Here is a 19,237-nt window from a genome sequence, read left to right as displayed (position 1 = left end):
CAACCTCATCGATCATCGCGCGGGCTGCGGGGGCGGGGCCTCGTCGGGCTCCAGCGGCGGGACCTTGCCGCCCTCGTCCTGCTGCTGGAGCTTGCTGTCGTCGCGCCGCAGGATCCGCAGCGAAGGCAGCCCCGGCGGCACCTCGCCGTCGTCGGTGTTGTCGTAGACGTCGGCCCGGCGGCGCTGCAGGTAGGCATCGCGCGTGAAGGAATACTTGTCCAGCGCGGCTCCTTCCAGCACCGAGCTCACGCGCAGCAGGTTGGAGCGGGTGTCGACCGCCCGGATGGCGTAGGTCACGTTGCGCACGTCCACGGGGTGGATGCGGCTGGCCAGGTCGCCTTGCCAATCCACCGGCAGCACCAGCGTATCGCGCAGCGTGGAGGGCCCCAGCAGCGGCAGCACGACGTACGGGCCGGCCGGGACGCCCCAGCGGCCCAGCGTCTGGCCGAAGTCTTCCCGGTGGCGCTCGATGTTGGCGTCGCTGGCGATGTCGAAGATGCCGAACAGGCCGAACATCGTGTTCAGGTGGAAGCGGGCGAGGTTCTCCTCCGCGTCCTGCAGCCGGAACTGCAGCAGGCTGTTCACGGCCGACCAGGCGTCCGTGAGGTTGCCGAAGAAATTGGACACGCCCGTGCGCACCAGCGGCGGCACCTTGTCGCGGTACAGCGTTGCCACCGGCTTGAGCAGCACGTTGTCGACGCCTTCGTTGAACTTGTGCGTCTGGCGGTTGAGCGGCTCGAGCGGGTCGCGCGGGTTCGTCGGCGTGACACTCGCGCAGCCGCCCAGCACCGCTGCCAGCGCGAGGGCGGCAACGGTGCGTGTTGCCTGCAGGCGAGGTGTCTTCATTTCTTGTTCGCGGCCGGGGTCGGTCCTTCGGCCGCCTTGTTGTAGAGGAATTGCCCGATCAGGTTCTCGAGGACGACGGCGGACTGCGTGTTGTTGATCGTGTCGCCGCCCGCCAGCGCCTTGTCTTCGGCGCCCGCCTCGATCCCGATGTACTGCTCACCCAGCAGGCCGCTGGTCAGGATCTTGAGCGAGCTGTCCTTGGGGAATTGATACCTGCTTTCCAGCGCCATCGTCACGTTCGCGCGAAACGATTTGTCATCGAACGTGATGGATTCCACACGACCGACGACCACACCCGCGCTCTTGACGGCCGCACGCGGCTTCAGTCCACCGATGTTGTCGAAGCGCGCGCTCAGCCGGTAGGTCGGCTGGAAGCTCAGCGTCAGCAGGTTGGCCGCCTGCAGGGCGAGGAACACCAGCGCCGCGGCGCCGATGAGGACGAACAGCCCCACCCAGACGTCGTTCTTGTTGCGCTCCATCTTTTCCTACCTCTCTTTAGATGCTGAACATCATCGCGGTCAGCACGAAATCCAATGCGAGCACGGCCAGCGAAGCCATGACCACCGTGCGCGTCGTTGCGCGCGAGACGCCTTCGGGCGTCGGCTTGGCCGCATAGCCTTGCAGCACCGCGATGAAGGTGACGGCCACGCCGAACACCACGCTCTTGAGCACGCCGTTGCCCACGTCCCGGAACACGTCGACGCCGCCCTGCATCTGGCTCCAGAAGGAGCCGGGGTCGACGCCGATCAGCACCACGCCGACCACCCAGCCGCCCAGGATGCCGACCGCGTTGAACACGGCCGCCAGCAGCGGCATCGCCACCACCCCGCCCCAGAACCTCGGGGCAAGGATACGTTGCACGGGGTCGACTGCCATCATCTCCATGGCAGAGAGTTGCTCGCCCGCCTTCATCAGGCCGATCTCGGCGGTGAGCGAGGTGCCGGCGCGGCCGGCGAACAGCAGCGCCGTCACGACCGGACCGAGTTCGCGCACCAGGCTCAGGGCCACCATGAGGCCCAGGGCCTCGGAGGAGCCGTAGCGCTGGAGGATGTAGTAGCCCTGCAGCGCCAGCACGAAGCCGACGAACAGGCCCGACACGCCCACGATCGCGAGCGAGTAGTTGCCCAGGAAGTGCACCTGGTCGCGCAGCAGGCGGCCGCGCGCGAAGGTCGGGCCGACCATTGCCAGCAGGCGCGCGAGCAGGCGCGTGCCGGTGCCGTAGTCGGCCAGCTTGCCGCGAACGGCGAAGCCCACGTCCGAAGGATGCCACCAGCTCATTTGCCCAGCCCTTCGCTGAAGTCGTCGGCGACTGTCGGCCCCGGGTAGTGGAAGTGCACCGGGCCTTCCGGCAGTGCGTGCACGAACTGGTGCACCAGCGGGTCGCTGGACTGGCGCACCGCCTCGGGCGTCCCCTGCTCCGCGACGCGGCCGTTGGCCAGCACGATCACGTGGTCGGCGATGCGGAAGGTTTCCTCCAGGTCGTGCGAGACGATCACGCTGGTGATGCCCAGCGTGTCGTTCAACTGGCGGATCAGGTGGGCGGCGGTGCCGAGCGAGATCGGGTCGAGCCCGGCGAAAGGCTCGTCGTACATGATCAGGTCGGGGTCCAGCGCGATCGCCCGCGCCAGCGCGACGCGCCGCGCCATGCCGCCGGACACCTGGCTGGGCATGAGGTCGCGCGCGCCGCGCAGGCCCACGGCATTGAGCTTCATGAGCACGATGTCGCGCACCAGGTTTTCCGGCAGCCCCGAGTGCTCGCGCAGCGGGAAGGCGACGTTGTCGAACACCGTGAGGTCGGTGAACAGGGCGCCGAACTGGAACAGCATGCCCATGCGCCGGCGCATGCGGAACAGGCCCTCGCGGTCCAGCGCCGGGATGTTCTGGCCGTCGAACAGCAGTTCGCCGGCTTGCGGCTTCACCTGCCCGCCGATCAGGCGCAGCACCGTGGTCTTGCCGCCGCCGGACGCACCCATGAGTGCCGTCACCTTGCCGCGCGGCACGGTGAAGCTCACGTCATCGAGGATGCGCCGCTGGTCGTAGCCGAAGCTCAGGTTGCGGCATTCGACCAGCGCGCTCGGGTCGGGTTCGGTCATCCGGGGAAAGCGGGCCGCTGCGGAAGCGGCCGTCAGCACAAACCCTGAATGATAGGGCGTTTGCTGAAGAGCTGCCCCCGCAAGGGTGGGCAGCTGTTGCCAGATGTGGCGTCAACGCGGCAGGTCGCTGAATCCCATGAGGAATTCATCCACGGCGCGGGCCGCCTGGCGCCCCTCGCGAATCGCCCACACGACGAGGGACTGGCCGCGGCGCATGTCACCCGCGGCGAACACCTTGGGCACGTTCGTGGCGTAGCCGCCGTGGAAGTCCGTGCTCGCCTTCGCGTTGCCGCGCGCGTCCTTGTCCACGCCGAAGCCTTCCAGGATGGTCGCGACCGGGTTCGTGAAGCCCATGGCCAGCAGCACGAGGTCCGCCTTGTATTCTTTTTCCGTACCGGGGACCTCGACGAACTTGCCGTCCTTGAGCTCCACCTGCACGGTCTTCAGGCCGGTGACCTTGCCCTTCTCGCCGACGAACTCCTTGGTGGCGATGGCGAACTCACGCGTCACGCCTTCCTCGTGCGAGGAGGACGTGCGCAGCTTGTACGGCCAGTAAGGCCAGGTCAGCTCCTTGTTCTCCTCCTCGGGCGGCATGGGCATCAGCTCGAACTGCACGACGGACTTGGCGCCGTGGCGGTTGCTGGTGCCCACGCAGTCGCTGCCGGTGTCGCCGCCGCCGATGACGATGACGTGCTTGCCGTCGGCGCGGATCTGGTTCTTCACCTTGTCGCCGGCATTCACCTTGTTCTGCTGCGGCAGGAACTCCATCGCGAAGTGGATGCCGTCCAGGTCTCGGCCCGGGACCGGCAGGTCGCGCGATTGCTCGGCACCGCCGGTGAGGACCACGGCGTCGAAGTCCCGCTGCAACTGCTGCGCGGAGATCGTTTCCTTGGCCCAGTTGGTGACCTTGGAGTCCTTGGGCAGCTCGCCGACCATCACGCCGGTGCGCATGGTCACGCCCTCGGCCTGCATCTGCTCGATGCGGCGGTCGATGTGCAGCTTCTCCATCTTGAAGTCGGGGATGCCGTAGCGCAGCAGGCCACCGAGACGGTCGTTCTTCTCGAACAGCGTCACGGCGTGCCCCGCGCGCGCGAGCTGCTGCGCGGCGGCCATGCCGGCGGGGCCGGAGCCCACCACGGCGACCTTCTTGCCGGTCTTGATGCGCGGCACGCGCGGCTGCACCCAGCCGTGCTCCCAGGCGCGGTCGATGATCGCGTGCTCCAGCGACTTGATGCCGACGGGCTCGTCATTGACGTTCAGCGTGCAGGCCGCCTCGCAAGGCGCGGGGCAGATGCGGCCGGTGAACTCGGGGAAGTTGTTGGTCGAATCCAGCACCGTCCACGCGTCCTGCCAGTCCTGGCGGTACACCAGGTCGTTGAAGTCCGGGATCACGTTGTTGACCGGGCAGCCCGAGTTGCAGAAGGGCGTGCCGCAGTCCATGCAGCGCGCGCCCTGCACCTTGGCCTGCTCGTCGGTCAGGCCGATCACGAATTCCTTGTAGTGCTTCACGCGCTCGGGCACGGGCTTGTAGCCCTCCTCGACGCGCTCGAACTCCATGAAGCCGGTGACTTTCCCCATTTGCTTTTCCTCTTACTTGGCCGGCGCCGGCTGCTTCTGTTCGTGCTTCATGCCGACCTGGGCGTTGTTGCCCGTGCTGGCCAGCTCCACCTCGCGCTCGTACATCTCCGCGAGCGCGCGCTTGTATTCGTTCGGGAACACCTTCACGAAGCGCGTGCGGGCGTTGGCCCAGTCGTCCAGGAGCTCGCGGGCGCGGCGGCTGCCGGTCCAGCGGTTGTGGTCCTCCAGCAGCTTCTTGAGCAGCGCCTCGTCGGTCTGGTCGCGGTGCAGGCGGGTGCGGCCGGCCGAGGCCTGCTGCTCCGCGGCGCTGCCCACGCGCTCCAGCGACACCATGGAGGTGTTGCAGCGGCTGGCGAACTTGCCGTCCTCGTCGTAGACGTAGGCGATGCCGCCGGACATGCCCGCCGCGAAGTTGCGGCCGGTCTTGCCCAGCACCGCCACGGTGCCGCCGGTCATGTACTCGCAGCCGTGATCCCCCGTGCCTTCGACGACCGCCGTGGCGCCGGACAGGCGCACGGCGAAGCGCTCGCCCGCGACGCCGCTGAAGAACGCTTCGCCGGTGGTGGCGCCGTAGAGCGCCGTGTTGCCGATGATGATGTTCTTGGTCGCGTCGCCCCGGAAATCGATCGAGGGTCGCACCACCACGCGGCCGCCGGAAAGGCCCTTGCCGGTGTAGTCGTTGGCATCGCCGATCAGGTACAGCGTGATGCCGCGGGCCAGGAAGGCGCCGAAGCTCTGGCCGCCGGTGCCTTCGAGCTGGATGCGCAGCGTGTCGTCGGGCAGGCCTTCCGGGCGCACCTTGGTCAGCGCGCCGGAGAGCATCGCGCCCACCGAGCGGTTGACGTTGCGGGCGTGCTCCATGAACTGCACCTTCTCGCCGCGCTCGATCGCCGCGCGCGACTTCTCGATCAGCACGACGTCCAGGGACTTGTCCAGCTTGTGGTCCTGCTCCTCGACGTGGAAGCGGGCGACGTCGGCCGGCACCTTGGGCTGCGCGAACAGGCGGCTGAAGTCCAGGCCGCGCGCCTTCCAGTGCGACAGGCCCTTCTTCGTGTCCAGCAGGTCGGCGCGGCCGATCAGGTCGTCGAACTTGCGGATGCCCAGCTGCGCCATGATCTGGCGCACTTCCTCGGCGACGAAGAAGAAGAAGTTGACGACGTGCTCGGGCTTGCCGGAGAACTTCCTGCGCAGCACCGGGTCCTGCGTGGCCACGCCCACCGGGCAGGTGTTCAGGTGGCACTTGCGCATCATGATGCAGCCCTCGGCCACCAGCGGCGCGGTGGCGAAGCCGAATTCGTCGGCACCGAGCAGCGCGCCGATCACGACGTCGCGGCCGGTCTTCATCTGGCCGTCGGCCTGCACGCGGATGCGGCCGCGCAGGCGGTTCAGCACGAGGGTCTGCTGCGTTTCGGCCAGGCCGATCTCCCAGGGCGAGCCCGCGTGCTTGATCGACGACCAGGGCGACGCGCCGGTGCCGCCGTCATGGCCGGCGATCACCACGTGGTCGGACTTGCACTTGGCCACGCCCGCTGCGATGGTGCCCACGCCCACCTCGGACACCAGCTTGACGCTGATGGAAGCATGCGGCGCCACGTTCTTCAGGTCGTGGATCAGCTGGGCCAGGTCCTCGATCGAGTAGATGTCGTGGTGCGGCGGCGGCGAGATCAGGCCCACGCCAGGCACGCTGTGGCGCAGCTTGCCGATGTACTTGGAGACCTTGCCGCCGGGCAGCTGGCCGCCCTCGCCGGGCTTGGCGCCCTGCGCCATCTTGATCTGGATCTGGTCGGCGGACTGCAGGTACTCCGCCGTCACGCCGAAGCGCCCGGAAGCCACCTGCTTGATGCGCGAACGCAGCGAGTCGCCGTCCTGCAGCGGGATGTCGACCTCGACCACGTCGCTGCCGATGATCTGGGCCATGGTCTGGCCCTGCTTGATCGGGATGCCCTTGAGCTCCTGGCGGTAGCGCGCCTCGTCCTCGCCGCCTTCGCCGGTGTTGCTCTTGCCGCCGATGCGGTTCATCGCGACCGCCAGGGTGGCATGCGCCTCGGTGGAGATGGAGCCGAGCGACATGGCGCCGGTGGCGAAGCGCTTGACGATCTCCTTGGCCGACTCGACCTCGTCCACCGGAATGGCCTTGGCCGGGTCCACCCGGAACTCGAACAGGCCGCGCAGCGTCATGTGGCGGCGGCTCTGGTCGTTGATGATCTGGGCGTATTCCTTGTACGTGTTCCAGTTGTTGGCGCGTGCGCTGTGCTGCAGCTTGGCGATCGCGTCGGGCGTCCACATGTGCTCTTCGCCGCGGGTGCGCCAGGCGTATTCGCCGCCGGCGTCCAGCATGGAGGCGAGCACCGGGTCGTCACCGAAGGCCGCCCGGTGGCAGCGGATCGCTTCTTCCGCGATCTCGAACACGCCGATGCCTTCGACGCGGCTGGAGGTGCCGGTGAAGTACTTGGCGATGGCGTCGCTGTTGATGCCGATGGCCTCGAACAGCTGGGCGCCGCAGTAGGACATGTACGTCGACACGCCCATCTTGGACATGATCTTCGACAGGCCCTTGCCGATCGCCTTGATGTAGTTGTAGATCGCCTTCTCGGGGTTCAGGTCGCCCGGCAGGTCCTTGTGGATGGAGACCAGCGTTTCCATCGCCAGGTACGGGTGCACCGCTTCCGCGCCGTAGCCGGCCAGCACGCCGAAGTGGTGGACTTCCCGCGCGGAGCCCGTCTCCACGACGAGGCCGGCGGTCGTGCGCAAGCCTTCGCGGATCAGGTGCTGGTGCACGGAGGACAGGGCCAGCAGCGCCGGGATCGCGACCTGCTGCGCGTTCACGCCGCGGTCGCTGATGATCAGGATGTTGTGGCCGCTCCTGATGGCGTCCACGGCTTCGGCGTTGAGCGAGGCCAGCTTGGCCTCCACGCCTTCGTGGCCCCAGGCCAGCGGATAGGTGATGTCCAGCGTGTAGCTGCGGAACTTGCCGTGCGTGTGCTTCTCGATCTCGCGCAGCTTCTGCATGTCCGCGAAGTCGAGGATGGGCTGCGACACTTCCAGCCGCATCGGCGGATTGACCTGGTTGATGTCCAGCAGGTTCGGCTTGGGGCCGATGAAGGACACCAGCGACATCACGATCGCTTCGCGGATCGGGTCGATCGGCGGGTTCGTCACCTGCGCGAACAGCTGCTTGAAGTAGTTGTACAGCGGCTTGTTCTTGTCCGACAGCACGGCCAGCGGGCTGTCGTTGCCCATGGAGCCGATGCCCTCTTCGCCGGCCTGCGCCATCGGCGACATCAGGAACTTGATGTCTTCCTGGGTGTAGCCGAAGGCCTGCTGGCGATCGAGCAGTTCGATGCTGCTGGCCGGCGCGGCGCCCGCGGTGTCGGACAGGTCATCGAGGCGGATGCGCAGGTTCTCGATCCACTGCTTGTAGGGCTTGGCGTTGGCGAGCGAGGACTTGAGCTCCTCGTCGTCGATCATGCGGCCCTGCTCCAGGTCGATCAGGAACATCTTGCCGGGCTGCAGGCGCCACTTGCGCACGATCCGGTTCTCCGGCACCGGCAGCACGCCGGACTCGGAGGCCATGATGACGAGGTCGTCGTCGGTCACGCAGTAGCGCGAGGGACGCAGGCCGTTGCGGTCCAGCGTGGCGCCGATCTGGCGGCCGTCGGTGAACACGATCGAGGCCGGGCCGTCCCAGGGCTCCAGCATGGACGCGTGGTATTCGTAGAAGGCCTTGCGCCTCTCGTCCATCAGCGTGTGCTGCTCCCAGGGCTCCGGGATCATCATCATCACCGCGTGGGCCAGCGGGTAGCCGGCCATCGTCAGCAGCTCGAGGCAGTTGTCGAAGGTGGCGGTGTCGGACTGGTCGGGGAAGCTGATGGGGTAGAGCTTCTTCAGGTCCGCCGACAGCACCGGCGAGGACATCACGCCCTCGCGCGCCTTCATCCAGTTGTAGTTGCCCTTGACCGTGTTGATCTCGCCGTTGTGGGCGACGTAGCGGTAGGGGTGCGCGAGCGGCCACTCGGGGAAAGTGTTGGTGGAGAAGCGCTGGTGCACCAGGCCCAGGGCGGACACGCAGCGCGGGTCCTGCAGGTCCTTGAAGTACACGCCGACCTGGTCGGCCAGCAGCAGGCCCTTGTAGATGACCGTGCGGCTGGAAAACGAGGGGACGTAGTATTCCTTGCTGTGCTTGAGCTTCAGGCCCTGGATCGCGGCGCTGGCGGTCTTGCGGATCACGTACAGCTTGCGCTCCAGCGCGTCCTGCACGATCACGTCGTTGCCGCGGCCCACGAACACCTGCTTGAGGATAGGCTCCTTGGCGCGCACGGCGGGCGACATGGGCATGTCGCGGTCGACCGGCACGTCGCGCCAGCCAAGCAGCACCTGGCCCTCGGCCTTGATCGCGCGCTCCATCTCCTGCTCGCAGGCCAGGCGGGAGGCGTGTTCCTTGGGCAGAAAGATCATGCCGACGCCGTACTCGCCGGGCGGCGGCAGTTCCACGCCCTGGCGCGCCATCTCTTCGCGGTAGAGGGCGTCGGGCAGCTGGATCAGGATGCCCGCGCCGTCGCCCATCAGCTTGTCGGCACCGACGGCGCCGCGATGGTCCAGGTTCTCCAGGATCTTCAGCGCCTGGGAGACGATGTTGTGACTCTTCTCGCCCTTGATGTGGGCCACGAAGCCGACGCCGCACGCGTCGTGTTCGTTCGCGCCGGCATACAGGCCTTGTTCTTGCAAATGGGCGATTTCGGCAGCCGTCGTCATGGCGCGCACCTCTGGGATTCGGGGAAACCCCGAGACTACCGCAGCGCAGCATGGATGCCAAGCAGAATAATTGGGGTCAGATTCCAATTATCTGGATCGCGGACGGGCCTCTTTTCTAATGGGGGACAGGTTCAATTCGCTTCCTGATGGGGCGACCCGCCTGCCCTTTCACCACGCGCCGCTCGGTCCGACGCTGCAGGTCGGCCACGTAGTCCGGCTCCCCGAGCGCCCAGCCGCGCAGGGTCGCCTCCGTGAGTGCCCGCCTCTCGCCTTCGCCGATGCCGGCGCGGACCATGGCTGCATAGGCCTCGTCGCGGGCGAAAGGCGTATTGCCCAGCTCCCAGTAGAGCGGATGCGGCGTGATCAGCCTGTCGTTGCGCCGGCCGATGTAGTGCAGGTGGCTCGACCACGGATAGTCGGCCGGGTCCGCCACCATGCCCGCGCGCACCGGATTGAGGTCCATGTACACCATGCAGGCCAGCAGATAGCGCTCGGCCTGGATCAGCGTGGATTTGTAGCGGCCCTCCCAGAGCGTCCCGGTGCGCTGGTAGCGCAGGTTGTAGTTGCGCACATAGCGCCCGCCGACCGACTGCATCATCTGCGGGATGCCGTCCTCGCTGTCGGGCGTCGCCAGCAGGTGGAAGTGATTGCTCATGAGCACGTAGCCGTGGATGGCGACGTGCTGCTTGCGGGCGTGCTCGTCGATCAGGCCGAGCAGCAGCTCGTAATCCGCGGCACCGCCGAAGATCGGCTGGCGGTTGTTGCCGCGCTGGATGATGTGGTGGGGGTAGCCGGGGACCGTCAGGCGGGGAAGGCGGGCCATCCGCCGATCTTAATTGGAATCTGACCCCAATTCCGGCAGCCCCGGGTAGCGACGCGGCTCCAGCGCCTGCAGGCCGAACTCAGCGAGCAGCGCCCGCAGGCGCTCGGCGGCGCTGCGCTTGCGCTGGCCGGTCCAGCGCGCCAGGATCAGCTCGTTCTTCAGCGAGTGCTCCCAGCCCACCAGCTCGGTCACCGTGACCTGGTAGCCCATGGCCTCGAGATAGAGGCAGCGCAGCACGTTGGTCACCTGGCTGCCGATCTCGCGCGTGTGCAGCGGGTGCCGCCACAGCTCCGCGAGCGGGGTGCGCGACAGCGTGAGCGCCTTCTGCTCGCGCAGGCAGCCCGCGATTTCCGCCTGGCAACACGGCACCAGCACCAGGAACTTCGCGTGCTTGCGCAGCCCGAAGGCGATCGCATCGTCGGTGGCCGTGTCGCAGGCGTGCAGCGCGGTGACCACGTCGATCTTCTCCGGCAGCTGCGCCGCATCGGCCGCTTCCGCCGCACTCAGGTGCAGGAAGGACATGCGCTCGAAACCGAGCCGCCGCGCGAGTTCGCGCGTCGTCTCCACCAGCTCCGCGCGCGTCTCGATACCGTAGATGTGCCCCACGCCGCGCGGCTGGAAGAACAGGTCGTAGAGGATGAACCCCAGGTAGGACTTGCCCGCCCCGTGGTCGGCGAGCGTCGGATGGCCGCCCTCGGCGGGAATCTCCAGCAGCAGCTTCTCGATGAACTGAACGAGGTGGTAGACCTGCTTGAGCTTGCGCCGCGAGTCCTGGTTGACCTTGCCCTCGCGCGTGAGGATGTGCAGTTCCTTCAGCAGCTCCAGCGATTGCCCGGGACGCAGCCCGAGTTCCGCGTGCAGGTCCTTGCCCTTCATCGCGTCGCGCCCACGCCCAGCGCGTCCCAGCCTTCGGGCCCGAGCTCCTGCAGCCGCGCCATGTTCGCCTCGTAGATGTCGGCCGCGTCGGGAAACGAAGCCACGGCGCGGTCGACGCTCTCCTCGCGCAGCAGGTGCAGCGTGGGCCAGGGCGAACGGTTGGTGCAGTTGGTGACGTCGTCCTCGTCGCTGTCGGCGAACACGAAGCGCGGGTGGAAGTGCGCGACCTGCACGATGCCCTCCAGCCCCCGCTTGCGCACCAGGCGCTCCGCCCGCGCAACGAGGTCGAGGAAGCCGAGGAAGTCGTCCATGCCGCCGGGAATCACGAGCAGCGTGGTGTCGCGCTCGCTGGCGGGCGTTTCAACGAGGGCATCCAGTTCGTCCCCGAAAGCCGCCAGGATGCCGTTCGCATCCTGCGCATCTGTGGCCGCGAAATGCACCTGCTCCTTGACCAGCACCGCCTTGGCGAAAGGACAGAAATTCAGGCCGATCACGGCACGCTCGAGCCAGCGGCGGGTGTCGGCGATGGCGGTCTGCGGCGTGCTCACGGACGGATTTTACGGACCCGGCTGCGGCACCGCAGGCGCTGCGGCAGCATGCCCCGCAAGGAAACGGGAGATCGCATGCGCCATGCCCATGCCGGCGAGCGCGAAGGCCCCCGTCACCCACCAGATCACGTGCCAGCCGCCCACGCGAGCGGCGATCGCGGCGGCCACCGGCGGGCCGACGAACTGGCCGAACGCGGACAACTGCTGCATCCAGCCCACCGTGCTCGACACGGTGCTCTCGTCCGGCGCCACGCGCACCGCCACCGAGAACAAGGTGCCGGGCACCAGGCCCCCGACCGCGGAGAACAGGAGCACACCCAGGTAGCGCAGCGGCGCGCTGTCGACCCAGGTCGAAAAGGCGATCACGGCCCCGACCAGCATCGCGAAGAATCCGGCAAACAGCAGCGTGGGCACCGCGACACCCCGCTGCAGCAGCCGCCCAGAAGCGATGTTGCCCACCATGTTGACCAGCGCGGCGAAGGCCGTCGCCACCGCGGCATACGCGGTGGCCAGCCCCGCCTGCGCATAGATGGTGGGCAGGAAGCCCACCACCGTGAGCCATTGCGCGGAATACACCGCGAAGGCGAGCGACGGGAGCCAGGGACCGCGCGAGCGGATGGTGCGGACGATCCGCCGCGCCGCGCCGGTTTGCCCGCCGTGGCGCGCATCGGCGCTGGCCGGCACGGCGGCGGCCAGCACCGCGGCCATCAACAGCGCCAGCGCGGCCAGCAACCACCACCACCCAGGCCAGCCGGTGAGCGCGATGCACGCGGGGCCGGCCAGCAAGGCCGCCGCGGTGCCCACCGGCATGAAGGCACCCCACATGCCGAGCGCCGCGCTCAGGCGGGCAGGCTCCACCAGCCTGCGGATGAGGCCCGGCGCGGGCAGGGACGCGAGCAGGAAGCCGGCACCTTCCACCCCGCGCAAGGCCATCAGCGCTGCGGGCGTGGCGGCGAAGCCGCCGGCGAAACTGGCGGCGGCCAGGATCAGCAAACCCAGCACCATGGTGCGGCGCGGGCCGAGCGTGTCCGCGCCCGCGCCGATGGCCACTCCCAGGGTCATGCCCGCGAGCTGCACCAGGGACAGCAGGAAGCCGGCCTGCACCAGGCTGATGTGCAGGGCATCGCGCAGCACCGGCAAGGCCGGCGGCAGCTTGCCCACGTGCAGCGCGGCGCACACGCCCGCGAGCACGACCACGAAGGCCGGGTCGATGCGCTTCATGTGCCCGTCGCCAGCAGCCTGCGCCCCGTCAGGCGCTCGTGTTCGCGCAGGGCGTAGCGGTCGGTCATGCCTGCGATGTAATCCGCCACCGCGCGTTGCGTGTCCTGGCGCGCCGTGAAGCCCGCCTGCATCTCCGCGGGTTGCGCCGCGTAGCAGGCGAAGAGCTCGCGCACGACCTCCTGTGCCTGCGCGGTGGTCTCGCTCACGCGCGGATGGCGGTAGAGATTGCGGAACAGGAAGGACTTGAGTTCGGCGGACTGCGCACGTGCCTGATCGGTGAAGCACACCAGCGGCTGCGCGGAGCGCGCCGCATCGGCGTCCGCTGGGTCGGCGGCAGCGATGCGCGCGCGCGTCGCCTCGATCACGTCGTACACCAGCGCGCTGAGCATGCGGCGGATCGCCTCGTACAGCAGCCGCCGTCCCTGCAACTGCGGATGATCCCGCATGGCTTCCTGCTGGTGCCGGCCGAACAAGGGCACCTCGGCCACCTGCTCGATGGTGATCAGGCCGGAGCGCACGCCGTCGTCGATGTCGTGGGCGTTGTAGGCGATCTCGTCGGCCAGGTTGCACAGCTGCGCCTCCAGGCCGGGCTGGGTGCGATCGAGGAAGCGCCGCCCTACGCCACCGGGCTCCTGCGCCTCCAGCTTCTCCGCATTCACGCGCGAGCAGTGCTTGAGGATGCCCTCGCGCGTCTCGAAGCACAGGTTCAAGCCGTCGAAGTCGGGGTAGCGCTCCTCCAGCGCATCGACCACGCGCAGGCTTTGCAGGTTGTGCTCGAAACCGCCGTGCACCGCCATGCATTCGTTCAGGGCGTCCTGGCCCGCATGGCCGAAAGGCGTGTGGCCCAGGTCGTGCGCCAGCGCGATCGCCTCCACCAGGTCCTCGTTCAGCCCCAGCGGACGCGCGATGGAGCGCGCCAGCTGCGCCACTTCGATGGAGTGGGTCAGGCGCGTGCGGAACAGGTCGCCTTCGTGGTTCAGGAAGACCTGCGTCTTGTAGACCAGCCGCCGGAACGCGGTGGAGTGCACGATGCGGTCCCGGTCCCGCTGGAAGTCGTTGCGCGTGGGCGCGGGGGCTTCGGCATGGCGGCGCCCGCGGCTGCGCGCCGCGTCGCAGGCGTAGGCGGCCAGGCTCATCGTGTCAGCGCGTGCAGTCCGCCAGCACCTGTCGCACCACCTCGTCAGGCGCGCCGCGCACGGCGGCCTGGCCCGGGCGCTCGATGACGACGAAGCGGATCTCCCCGCCCTCGGCCTTTTTGTCCACGCGCATCAGTTCCAGATAGCGCCCGGCGCCCAGGGCGGGTCCGACGGTGGGCAGCCCGGCGCGCTCGATGAGCGCCGTCACGCGCTGCACGAAGCCCTCCTCCACCAGGCCGAGCCGTCGCGACAGTTGCAGCGCCATCACCATGCCGCAGCCCACGGCCTCGCCGTGCAGCCACTTGCCGAAGCCCAGCCCCGCCTCGATCGCGTGGCCGAAGGTGTGGCCGAAGTTGAGGATCGCGCGCAGCCCCGCCTCGCGCTCGTCCTGGCCCACGACTTGCGCCTTGATCTCGCAACTGCGCCGCACCGCGTAGGCCAGGGCCGCCGCATCGCGCCGCATCAGCGCGTCGATGTTGCCCTCGATCCAGGCCAGGAAGTCCAGGTCGAAGATCGGGCCGTACTTGATCACCTCCGCCACGCCCGCACTCAGCTCGCGCCGTGGCAGCGTCGCCAGGGTGTCGAGGTCGCACAGCACCCGCGCCGGCTGGTAGAAGGCGCCGATCATGTTCTTGCCCAGCGGATGGTTGATCGCCGTCTTGCCGCCGACCGAGGAATCGACCTGCGCCAGCAGCGTCGTGGGCACCTGCACGAAGGGCACGCCGCGCATGTAGCAGGCCGCCGCGAAACCAGCCATGTCACCCACCACGCCGCCGCCCAGCGCGAACAGCACCGTCTTGCGGTCGCAGCCGTGGGCGAGCAGCGCGTCGAAGATCCGGTTGAGCGTCGGCCAGTCCTTGTGGTCCTCGCCGTCGGGCAGCACCACCTCGTGGACCGTCCGGTAGCGCCCGGCCAGGGCCGCACGCAGCTTGGCGCCGTACAAGGGAGCGACCGTGGAGTTGCTGACGATGACGGCGGCCGAGGCGGCGGGCAGGCCGTCCCAGCAGGACGGCTGCGCCAGCAGGCCGGGAGCGATCAGGATGTCGTAGCTGCGCTCCTCGAGGGCGATGCGCACGCGCTCGGGAACTGCGGGGGACGGGGCAGGCATGCCCCGGAGTTTAAGGAATCTGCGAAGGATGGCCCGACGGCGCCCTTTTCACGGGGTTGTGATCCGTGTGAAGAAGCCGCGGTGGCGGAATCTCTTCACGAGGGCCGCTCTGCCGGCCGTTCCGAGCGCTCCCGGTGCCGGGAGATCCGAGCAGCGGCACGTGGACCGAGCGGAGCATCGCGCAGTCCGGTCCCTCTTGGGATGGGGATCCGGCTTTGCCGGGCCCCGTCCCACATTTCAGGCCACTGAAAAATCCGCTCGCGGATTTTTCAGTGAATGCGTTCAAGGCTGCAGCGGCAGCACCCCGGCGAGCTCCAGCTGCATGAGGATCATGTTCACCAGCGTGGGCACCGAGGGCCGGCCGGTCTCGATCTGGAAGTGCGCCGCGTCGCGGTACAGCGGGTCGCGCTCGGCGTGCAGCGCGCGCAGCTTCGCCATCGGATCCGCGACCTGCAACAGCGGCCGCTGCGTGTCGTGGCGCACGCGCCGGTACAGCTCCTCCGGGGAGGAACGCAGGTAGACGACCTTGCCGCCGGCGCGCAGCGCCTCCCGTGTCGCCTGGCGCAGCACCGCGCCGCCCCCGGTGGCGACGACGGCGGACGGGCCTTGCGCCAGTTCGCGCAGCACCTGCTCCTCGACGTCGCGAAAAGCGATTTCGCCCTCGCGGGCGAAGTACTCCCGGATGCTGCAGCCCAGGCGCTGTTCGATCAGGTGGTCGGAGTCGAAGAATGGCAGACCCAGCCGCCTGGAAAGCTGGCGCCCGACAGTGGTTTTGCCACTGCCGGGCATGCCGACGAGGACGAGGATCACCCCCGCATCATCAACGGCCGGCGCCGGCGAGGCGATCGCTGATCATCTTCGGCGTGATGAAGACCAGCATTTCCTGCTTGCTGGAGGTGCGGTTCTTGTTCTTGAACAGGTTGCCGGCCACCGGGATGTCGCCCAGCAGCGGCACGCGCGCCTCGTTCTCGGTCTCGGTCAGCTCGAAGATGCCGCCGATCACGACCGTGCCGCCGTTCTCCACCAGCACCTGGGTCTTGATGTGCTTGGTGTTGATGGCGATGCCGGCGGCCGTCGTCTCGCCGCGGCTGTCCTTGGCGATGTCGAGGTCCAGGATGATGTTGCCCTCGGGCGTGATCTGCGGCGTGACTTCCAGCTTCAGGGTCGCCCGGCGGAAGGCCACCGAGGTCGCGCCGCTGGAGGTTGCCTGCTGGTACGGGAATTCCGTGCCCTGCTCGATCAGCGCCTTGGTCTTGTCGGCCGTCACGATGCGCGGGCTGGACACCAGCTTGCCCTTGCCGTCGGCTTCCAGCGCGGACAGTTCCAGGTTCAGGAAGCGGTTGGCCGCGGAGTTGAAGATCGACACCGCGAAGCTGGCGGCGGGGAAACCGCCGGCGCCGGCGGACGGCATGTTCAGGAAGCTCGTGTTGGTCGTGGTCAGCTGCGTATTGCTTTCCCGCGTCTGGCCGGTCACGGCGTCGTAGGTGGCGGCGGCGGAGAAGCGCTGGTTGTTCGGGGCACCGTAGCCCGAGGTGCCGCCGCGCGGGTTGTCCGTGCGCAGGTCGCTCGCGCCCAGGCGCACGCCCAGCGACTTGCCGAAGGTGTCGGAAGCTTCCACGATGCGCGCTTCGATCAGCACCTGCGGCACCGCGATGTCGAGGCGGGCGATCAGCTGCTGCACCTGCTCCAGGCGGGTCGGCACGTCGGTGACGAACAGCTGGTTGGTGCGCGGCTCGGCGATGGCGCTGCCACGCTGGCTCAGGATGCGCGAGGAACCGGTGCCGGTCAGCTGCACGGCGATGTCGGCGGACTTCGTGTAGTTCAGCTGGAAGGCCTGCGTGCGCAGCGGCTCCAGGGTCTGGATCGCGGCCTGGGCCTCGAGCTCCAGCTTCTCCTTGGCGGAGATTTCATCCTTGGGCGCGATCCACAGCACGTTGCCGGAGCGGCGCATGCCCAGGCCCTTGGCCTGCAGGATGATGTCCAGCGCCTGGTCCCAGGGCACGTCCTTCAGGCGCAGGGTCACCGCGCCCGAGACGGAGTCCGAGGTCACGATGTTGAAGTTGGTGAAGTCGGCGATGACCTGCAGCAGCGAGCGCACCTCGATGTTCTGGAAGTTCAGCGACAGCTTCTCGCCGCTGAAGCCGGGGCCTTGCGTGAGCTTGTTCGGGTCCTGGCGCTGCTGGCGCACTTCCACCACGAACTGGGTGTCGGACTGGTAGGCGCTGTGTTCCCAGACGCCGCGCGGCTCGATCACCATGCGCACCCGGTCGCCCTGCTGCGTGGTGGTCACGCTCTGCACCGGCGTGCCGAAGTCGGTCACGTCCATGCGGCGACGCAGGCCTTCGGGCAGCGTGGCCTTGAGGAATTCGACGACCAGGGTCTGGCCCTGCTGTCGGATGTCCACGCCCACCTGGTTGGTCGGCAGGTCCACGATCACGCGGCCGGAGCCGTCGGGGCCGCGGCGGAAGTCCAGGTCCTTCAGGGGCTGGGCGTCGCGGTTGCGGCTCTCGGAGAAGGTCGAGGGCTGGTTCGCGGCCGCGGCGGACTGCGCCACCGGGTCGAGGGCGACCAGCAGCGCGTTGCCTTCCATCTGCAGCTTGTAGTTGGTGGGCGCCTTCAGGTTCAGCACGACGCGGGCGCGGTCACCGGCCTGCACGACGTTGACCGAGCGCAGGTTGCCCACGTTCATTTCCACCGCGGTGCGCCCCATGGCATTGCCCGCCCCGGGGACGTCCAGTGCGATGCGTGCCGGCGCCTGCGTCACGAAGCCCGTGGGCAGCGTGGCCAGCGGCTCGGAGAACTCGATGCGGACCACCTCCTGGCCACCCTGCAGCGAGCCGGTGATGTTCTGGACCGCCGGCGCCGCGAAGGCCGCCCCGGTCACGAACACCGCAGCCGCGGCGACAAGGGCTCGCCACCCCCAAACATTTATTTTCTTCATTTGGCCTTCTCCTGCAATTGCAGCGTCGCGACTCTCTCCACCCATTCGCCGGCGGCATCCTGGACGAGCTCGCGCAGCACCACTTCGCTCTCTCCCACCTTCGTGATCTTTCCGTAGTTCTGGCCGAGGTAATTGCCCGGCTTCACCTGGTACAGCAGCTTGTCCACGCGGATCAGCGCCACGGGCTGGCCCTGCTTGACCAGGCTGCCCACCATCGCCATCGCGTCCAGCGGGAAGGCCTCCAGGGCCTCCTTGCGCCGGGTGAGCTCGGGCGCCAGCAACGCCGCGCTGGCCGTGCCCTGCTGCTGCGAGTCGCGCTTGAGCGCCACCACCAGCTTCTGGTTGCTGAAAGGCTCGACCTGCGCCTCCTGGGCGTAGGCTTCCGGCTTGAACTGCTTGGGCTCGGGGATCGGGTCGACCTTGGGCTTGGTCACCGCCCTCTGTTCGGCCATCCACTTGGTGACTTCCTCGCCCTCCGAGCCTTCGCAGGCGGCGAGCACGGTGCAGGCCGCCAGGGCGAGCAACAGCGTGTGCCTCATTTCTTCTTCCCTCCGGTGGCCTTGCGCTGCGCCGCGACTTCGTCCGTGTCGAGGTAGCGGAAGGTCTTGGCCGTCGTGTCCATCACGAGGCCGCTGCCCGCCGCGTTGATCTGCAGGTTGTTCAGCGTCACGATCCGCGACAGGTGCGCGATATCGGAGGCGAAGGCGCCGATGTCGTGGTAGCGGCCGGTCACGCGCAGCGAGATCGGCAGCTCCGCGTAGTACTCCTTGACGCTCACGCTGCCGGGGCGGAAGTGCTCGAAGGCGAGGCTGCGGCCGAGGCCGGCCTGGTTGATGTCGGACAGCAGGGCGTCCATTTCGGCCTTGCTGGGCAGCTGCTTTTCCAGTTGCGTCACGTACTGCTGCACCTGCTCGCGCTGCTTGCGCAGGGCGTCCAGGTTCACGGCCTGGGCGAGCTTCTTCTGGAAGTCGGCGCGCAGGCCCTCTTCCTTCTTCTGCTCGGCCTCCAGTTCCTCGGCGGAGCCGGTGAGCCAGACGAACCACAGGGCGATCACGATCGCGCTCGCCACCAGGCCGCACAGGGCCACCTTGGGCAGGATCGGCCAGGCGGCCGGGTCGTTCGGGTTGAGGTTGCGGAACTGCGCGGCGAAACGTTCCATCGCGCCGCTGACGTCCAGGTTGGCGGTCGTTGCCATGTTCAGTCCTTCACTTCCGGGCCGACGCCGGGGAGGCGCCGGTGCCGACCGCCGCGGTGGCGACCGCGGCGCTGGCCACGGGTGCGGCGGCGGCCGCGAGGGGAGCGACCGGCGCGGCGG

Annotated in this window: 16 protein-coding genes; all 16 read right to left on the bottom strand. The window is 68.4% G+C overall.

The features are described 5' to 3' along the window. Positions 1-12 precede the first annotated feature (12 nt). Complete coding sequence (locus AC3EGR_RS06700; protein WP_488545679.1) at positions 13-846, bottom strand: MlaA family lipoprotein; 834 nt, start codon at positions 844-846, stop codon at positions 13-15. Continuing rightward, on the bottom strand, positions 843-1,325 hold the full coding sequence (gene mlaD / locus AC3EGR_RS06695) for an outer membrane lipid asymmetry maintenance protein MlaD (RefSeq protein ID WP_488545678.1): 483 nt from the start codon (positions 1,323-1,325) through the stop codon (positions 843-845). The genes AC3EGR_RS06700 and mlaD overlap by 4 nt, the downstream gene beginning before the upstream one ends. Positions 1,326-1,341: 16 nt before the next feature. Next, positions 1,342-2,124 carry a lipid asymmetry maintenance ABC transporter permease subunit MlaE gene (gene mlaE, locus AC3EGR_RS06690; protein ID WP_488545677.1) on the bottom strand — a complete coding sequence of 261 codons (783 nt, stop codon included), beginning with the start codon at positions 2,122-2,124 and terminating at the stop codon, positions 1,342-1,344. After that, positions 2,121-2,939, bottom strand: coding sequence for an ABC transporter ATP-binding protein (locus AC3EGR_RS06685; protein WP_488545676.1), 819 nt, complete (start codon positions 2,937-2,939; stop codon positions 2,121-2,123). The genes mlaE and AC3EGR_RS06685 overlap by 4 nt, the downstream gene beginning before the upstream one ends. 111 nt (positions 2,940-3,050) lie before the next feature. Continuing rightward, a complete protein-coding gene (locus AC3EGR_RS06680; RefSeq protein WP_488545675.1) occupies positions 3,051-4,517 on the bottom strand; it encodes a glutamate synthase subunit beta in 1,467 nt (488 codons plus the stop codon). 12 nt (positions 4,518-4,529) lie between these two features. Beyond that, positions 4,530-9,269, bottom strand: coding sequence for a glutamate synthase-related protein (locus AC3EGR_RS06675; protein WP_488545674.1), 4,740 nt, complete (start codon positions 9,267-9,269; stop codon positions 4,530-4,532). A gap of 115 nt (positions 9,270-9,384) precedes the next feature. Further along, on the bottom strand, positions 9,385-10,092 hold the full coding sequence (locus AC3EGR_RS06670) for a transposase (protein ID WP_488545673.1): 708 nt from the start codon (positions 10,090-10,092) through the stop codon (positions 9,385-9,387). A 9-nt stretch (positions 10,093-10,101) separates the two neighbouring features. Beyond that, complete coding sequence (locus tag AC3EGR_RS06665) at positions 10,102-10,968, bottom strand: class I SAM-dependent methyltransferase (RefSeq protein WP_488545672.1); 867 nt, start codon at positions 10,966-10,968, stop codon at positions 10,102-10,104. Further along, positions 10,965-11,516, bottom strand: a complete 552-nt coding sequence (locus AC3EGR_RS06660; protein ID WP_488545671.1) for a DUF1415 domain-containing protein — start codon at positions 11,514-11,516, stop codon at positions 10,965-10,967. Before AC3EGR_RS06660 ends, AC3EGR_RS06665 begins: the two co-directional genes overlap by 4 nt. A gap of 9 nt (positions 11,517-11,525) precedes the next feature. After that, entirely contained in the window at positions 11,526-12,737 is a 1,212-nt protein-coding gene (locus AC3EGR_RS06655) for an MFS transporter (protein WP_488545670.1), read from the bottom strand. Further along, on the bottom strand, positions 12,734-13,873 hold the full coding sequence (locus AC3EGR_RS06650; protein ID WP_488545669.1) for a deoxyguanosinetriphosphate triphosphohydrolase: 1,140 nt from the start codon (positions 13,871-13,873) through the stop codon (positions 12,734-12,736). The genes AC3EGR_RS06655 and AC3EGR_RS06650 overlap by 4 nt, the downstream gene beginning before the upstream one ends. A gap of 4 nt (positions 13,874-13,877) precedes the next feature. Further along, on the bottom strand, positions 13,878-14,981 hold the full coding sequence (gene aroB / locus AC3EGR_RS06645; protein WP_488545668.1) for a 3-dehydroquinate synthase: 1,104 nt from the start codon (positions 14,979-14,981) through the stop codon (positions 13,878-13,880). A gap of 282 nt (positions 14,982-15,263) precedes the next feature. Beyond that, positions 15,264-15,791, bottom strand: a complete 528-nt coding sequence (locus AC3EGR_RS06640; protein WP_488545667.1) for a shikimate kinase — start codon at positions 15,789-15,791, stop codon at positions 15,264-15,266. A gap of 10 nt (positions 15,792-15,801) precedes the next feature. Next, positions 15,802-17,922, bottom strand: a complete 2,121-nt coding sequence (locus AC3EGR_RS06635) for a type IV pilus secretin PilQ (RefSeq protein WP_488545666.1) — start codon at positions 17,920-17,922, stop codon at positions 15,802-15,804. Then, positions 17,919-18,461, bottom strand: a complete 543-nt coding sequence (locus AC3EGR_RS06630; RefSeq protein ID WP_488545665.1) for a pilus assembly protein PilP — start codon at positions 18,459-18,461, stop codon at positions 17,919-17,921. Before AC3EGR_RS06630 ends, AC3EGR_RS06635 begins: the two co-directional genes overlap by 4 nt. After that, positions 18,458-19,117, bottom strand: coding sequence for a type IV pilus inner membrane component PilO (locus AC3EGR_RS06625; RefSeq protein ID WP_488545664.1), 660 nt, complete (start codon positions 19,115-19,117; stop codon positions 18,458-18,460). The genes AC3EGR_RS06630 and AC3EGR_RS06625 overlap by 4 nt, the downstream gene beginning before the upstream one ends. Between the last annotated feature and the right edge of the window lie 120 nt (positions 19,118-19,237).

The organism is Ramlibacter sp. G4-7 (assembly GCF_057784995.1).
Note: the sequence above shows the minus strand (reverse complement) of the source record. Positions and strands in the feature narration are given on the sequence as shown.

Coding starts and splice junctions, on each gene's coding strand:
- mlaD (WP_488545678.1), bottom strand. CDS start 1,325: ATGGAGCGCAACAAGAACGACGTCTGGGTGGGGCTGTTCGTCCTCATC.
- mlaE (WP_488545677.1), bottom strand. CDS start 2,124: ATGAGCTGGTGGCATCCTTCGGACGTGGGCTTCGCCGTTCGCGGCAAG.
- aroB (WP_488545668.1), bottom strand. CDS start 14,981: ATGCCTGCCCCGTCCCCCGCAGTTCCCGAGCGCGTGCGCATCGCCCTC.
- AC3EGR_RS06675 (WP_488545674.1), bottom strand. CDS start 9,269: ATGACGACGGCTGCCGAAATCGCCCATTTGCAAGAACAAGGCCTGTAT.
- AC3EGR_RS06685 (WP_488545676.1), bottom strand. CDS start 2,939: ATGACCGAACCCGACCCGAGCGCGCTGGTCGAATGCCGCAACCTGAGC.
- AC3EGR_RS06655 (WP_488545670.1), bottom strand. CDS start 12,737: ATGAAGCGCATCGACCCGGCCTTCGTGGTCGTGCTCGCGGGCGTGTGC.
- AC3EGR_RS06625 (WP_488545664.1), bottom strand. CDS start 19,117: ATGGCAACGACCGCCAACCTGGACGTCAGCGGCGCGATGGAACGTTTC.
- AC3EGR_RS06670 (WP_488545673.1), bottom strand. CDS start 10,092: ATGGCCCGCCTTCCCCGCCTGACGGTCCCCGGCTACCCCCACCACATC.
- AC3EGR_RS06665 (WP_488545672.1), bottom strand. CDS start 10,968: ATGAAGGGCAAGGACCTGCACGCGGAACTCGGGCTGCGTCCCGGGCAA.
- AC3EGR_RS06700 (WP_488545679.1), bottom strand. CDS start 846: ATGAAGACACCTCGCCTGCAGGCAACACGCACCGTTGCCGCCCTCGCG.
- AC3EGR_RS06630 (WP_488545665.1), bottom strand. CDS start 18,461: ATGAGGCACACGCTGTTGCTCGCCCTGGCGGCCTGCACCGTGCTCGCC.
- AC3EGR_RS06680 (WP_488545675.1), bottom strand. CDS start 4,517: ATGGGGAAAGTCACCGGCTTCATGGAGTTCGAGCGCGTCGAGGAGGGC.
- AC3EGR_RS06650 (WP_488545669.1), bottom strand. CDS start 13,873: ATGAGCCTGGCCGCCTACGCCTGCGACGCGGCGCGCAGCCGCGGGCGC.
- AC3EGR_RS06635 (WP_488545666.1), bottom strand. CDS start 17,922: ATGAAGAAAATAAATGTTTGGGGGTGGCGAGCCCTTGTCGCCGCGGCT.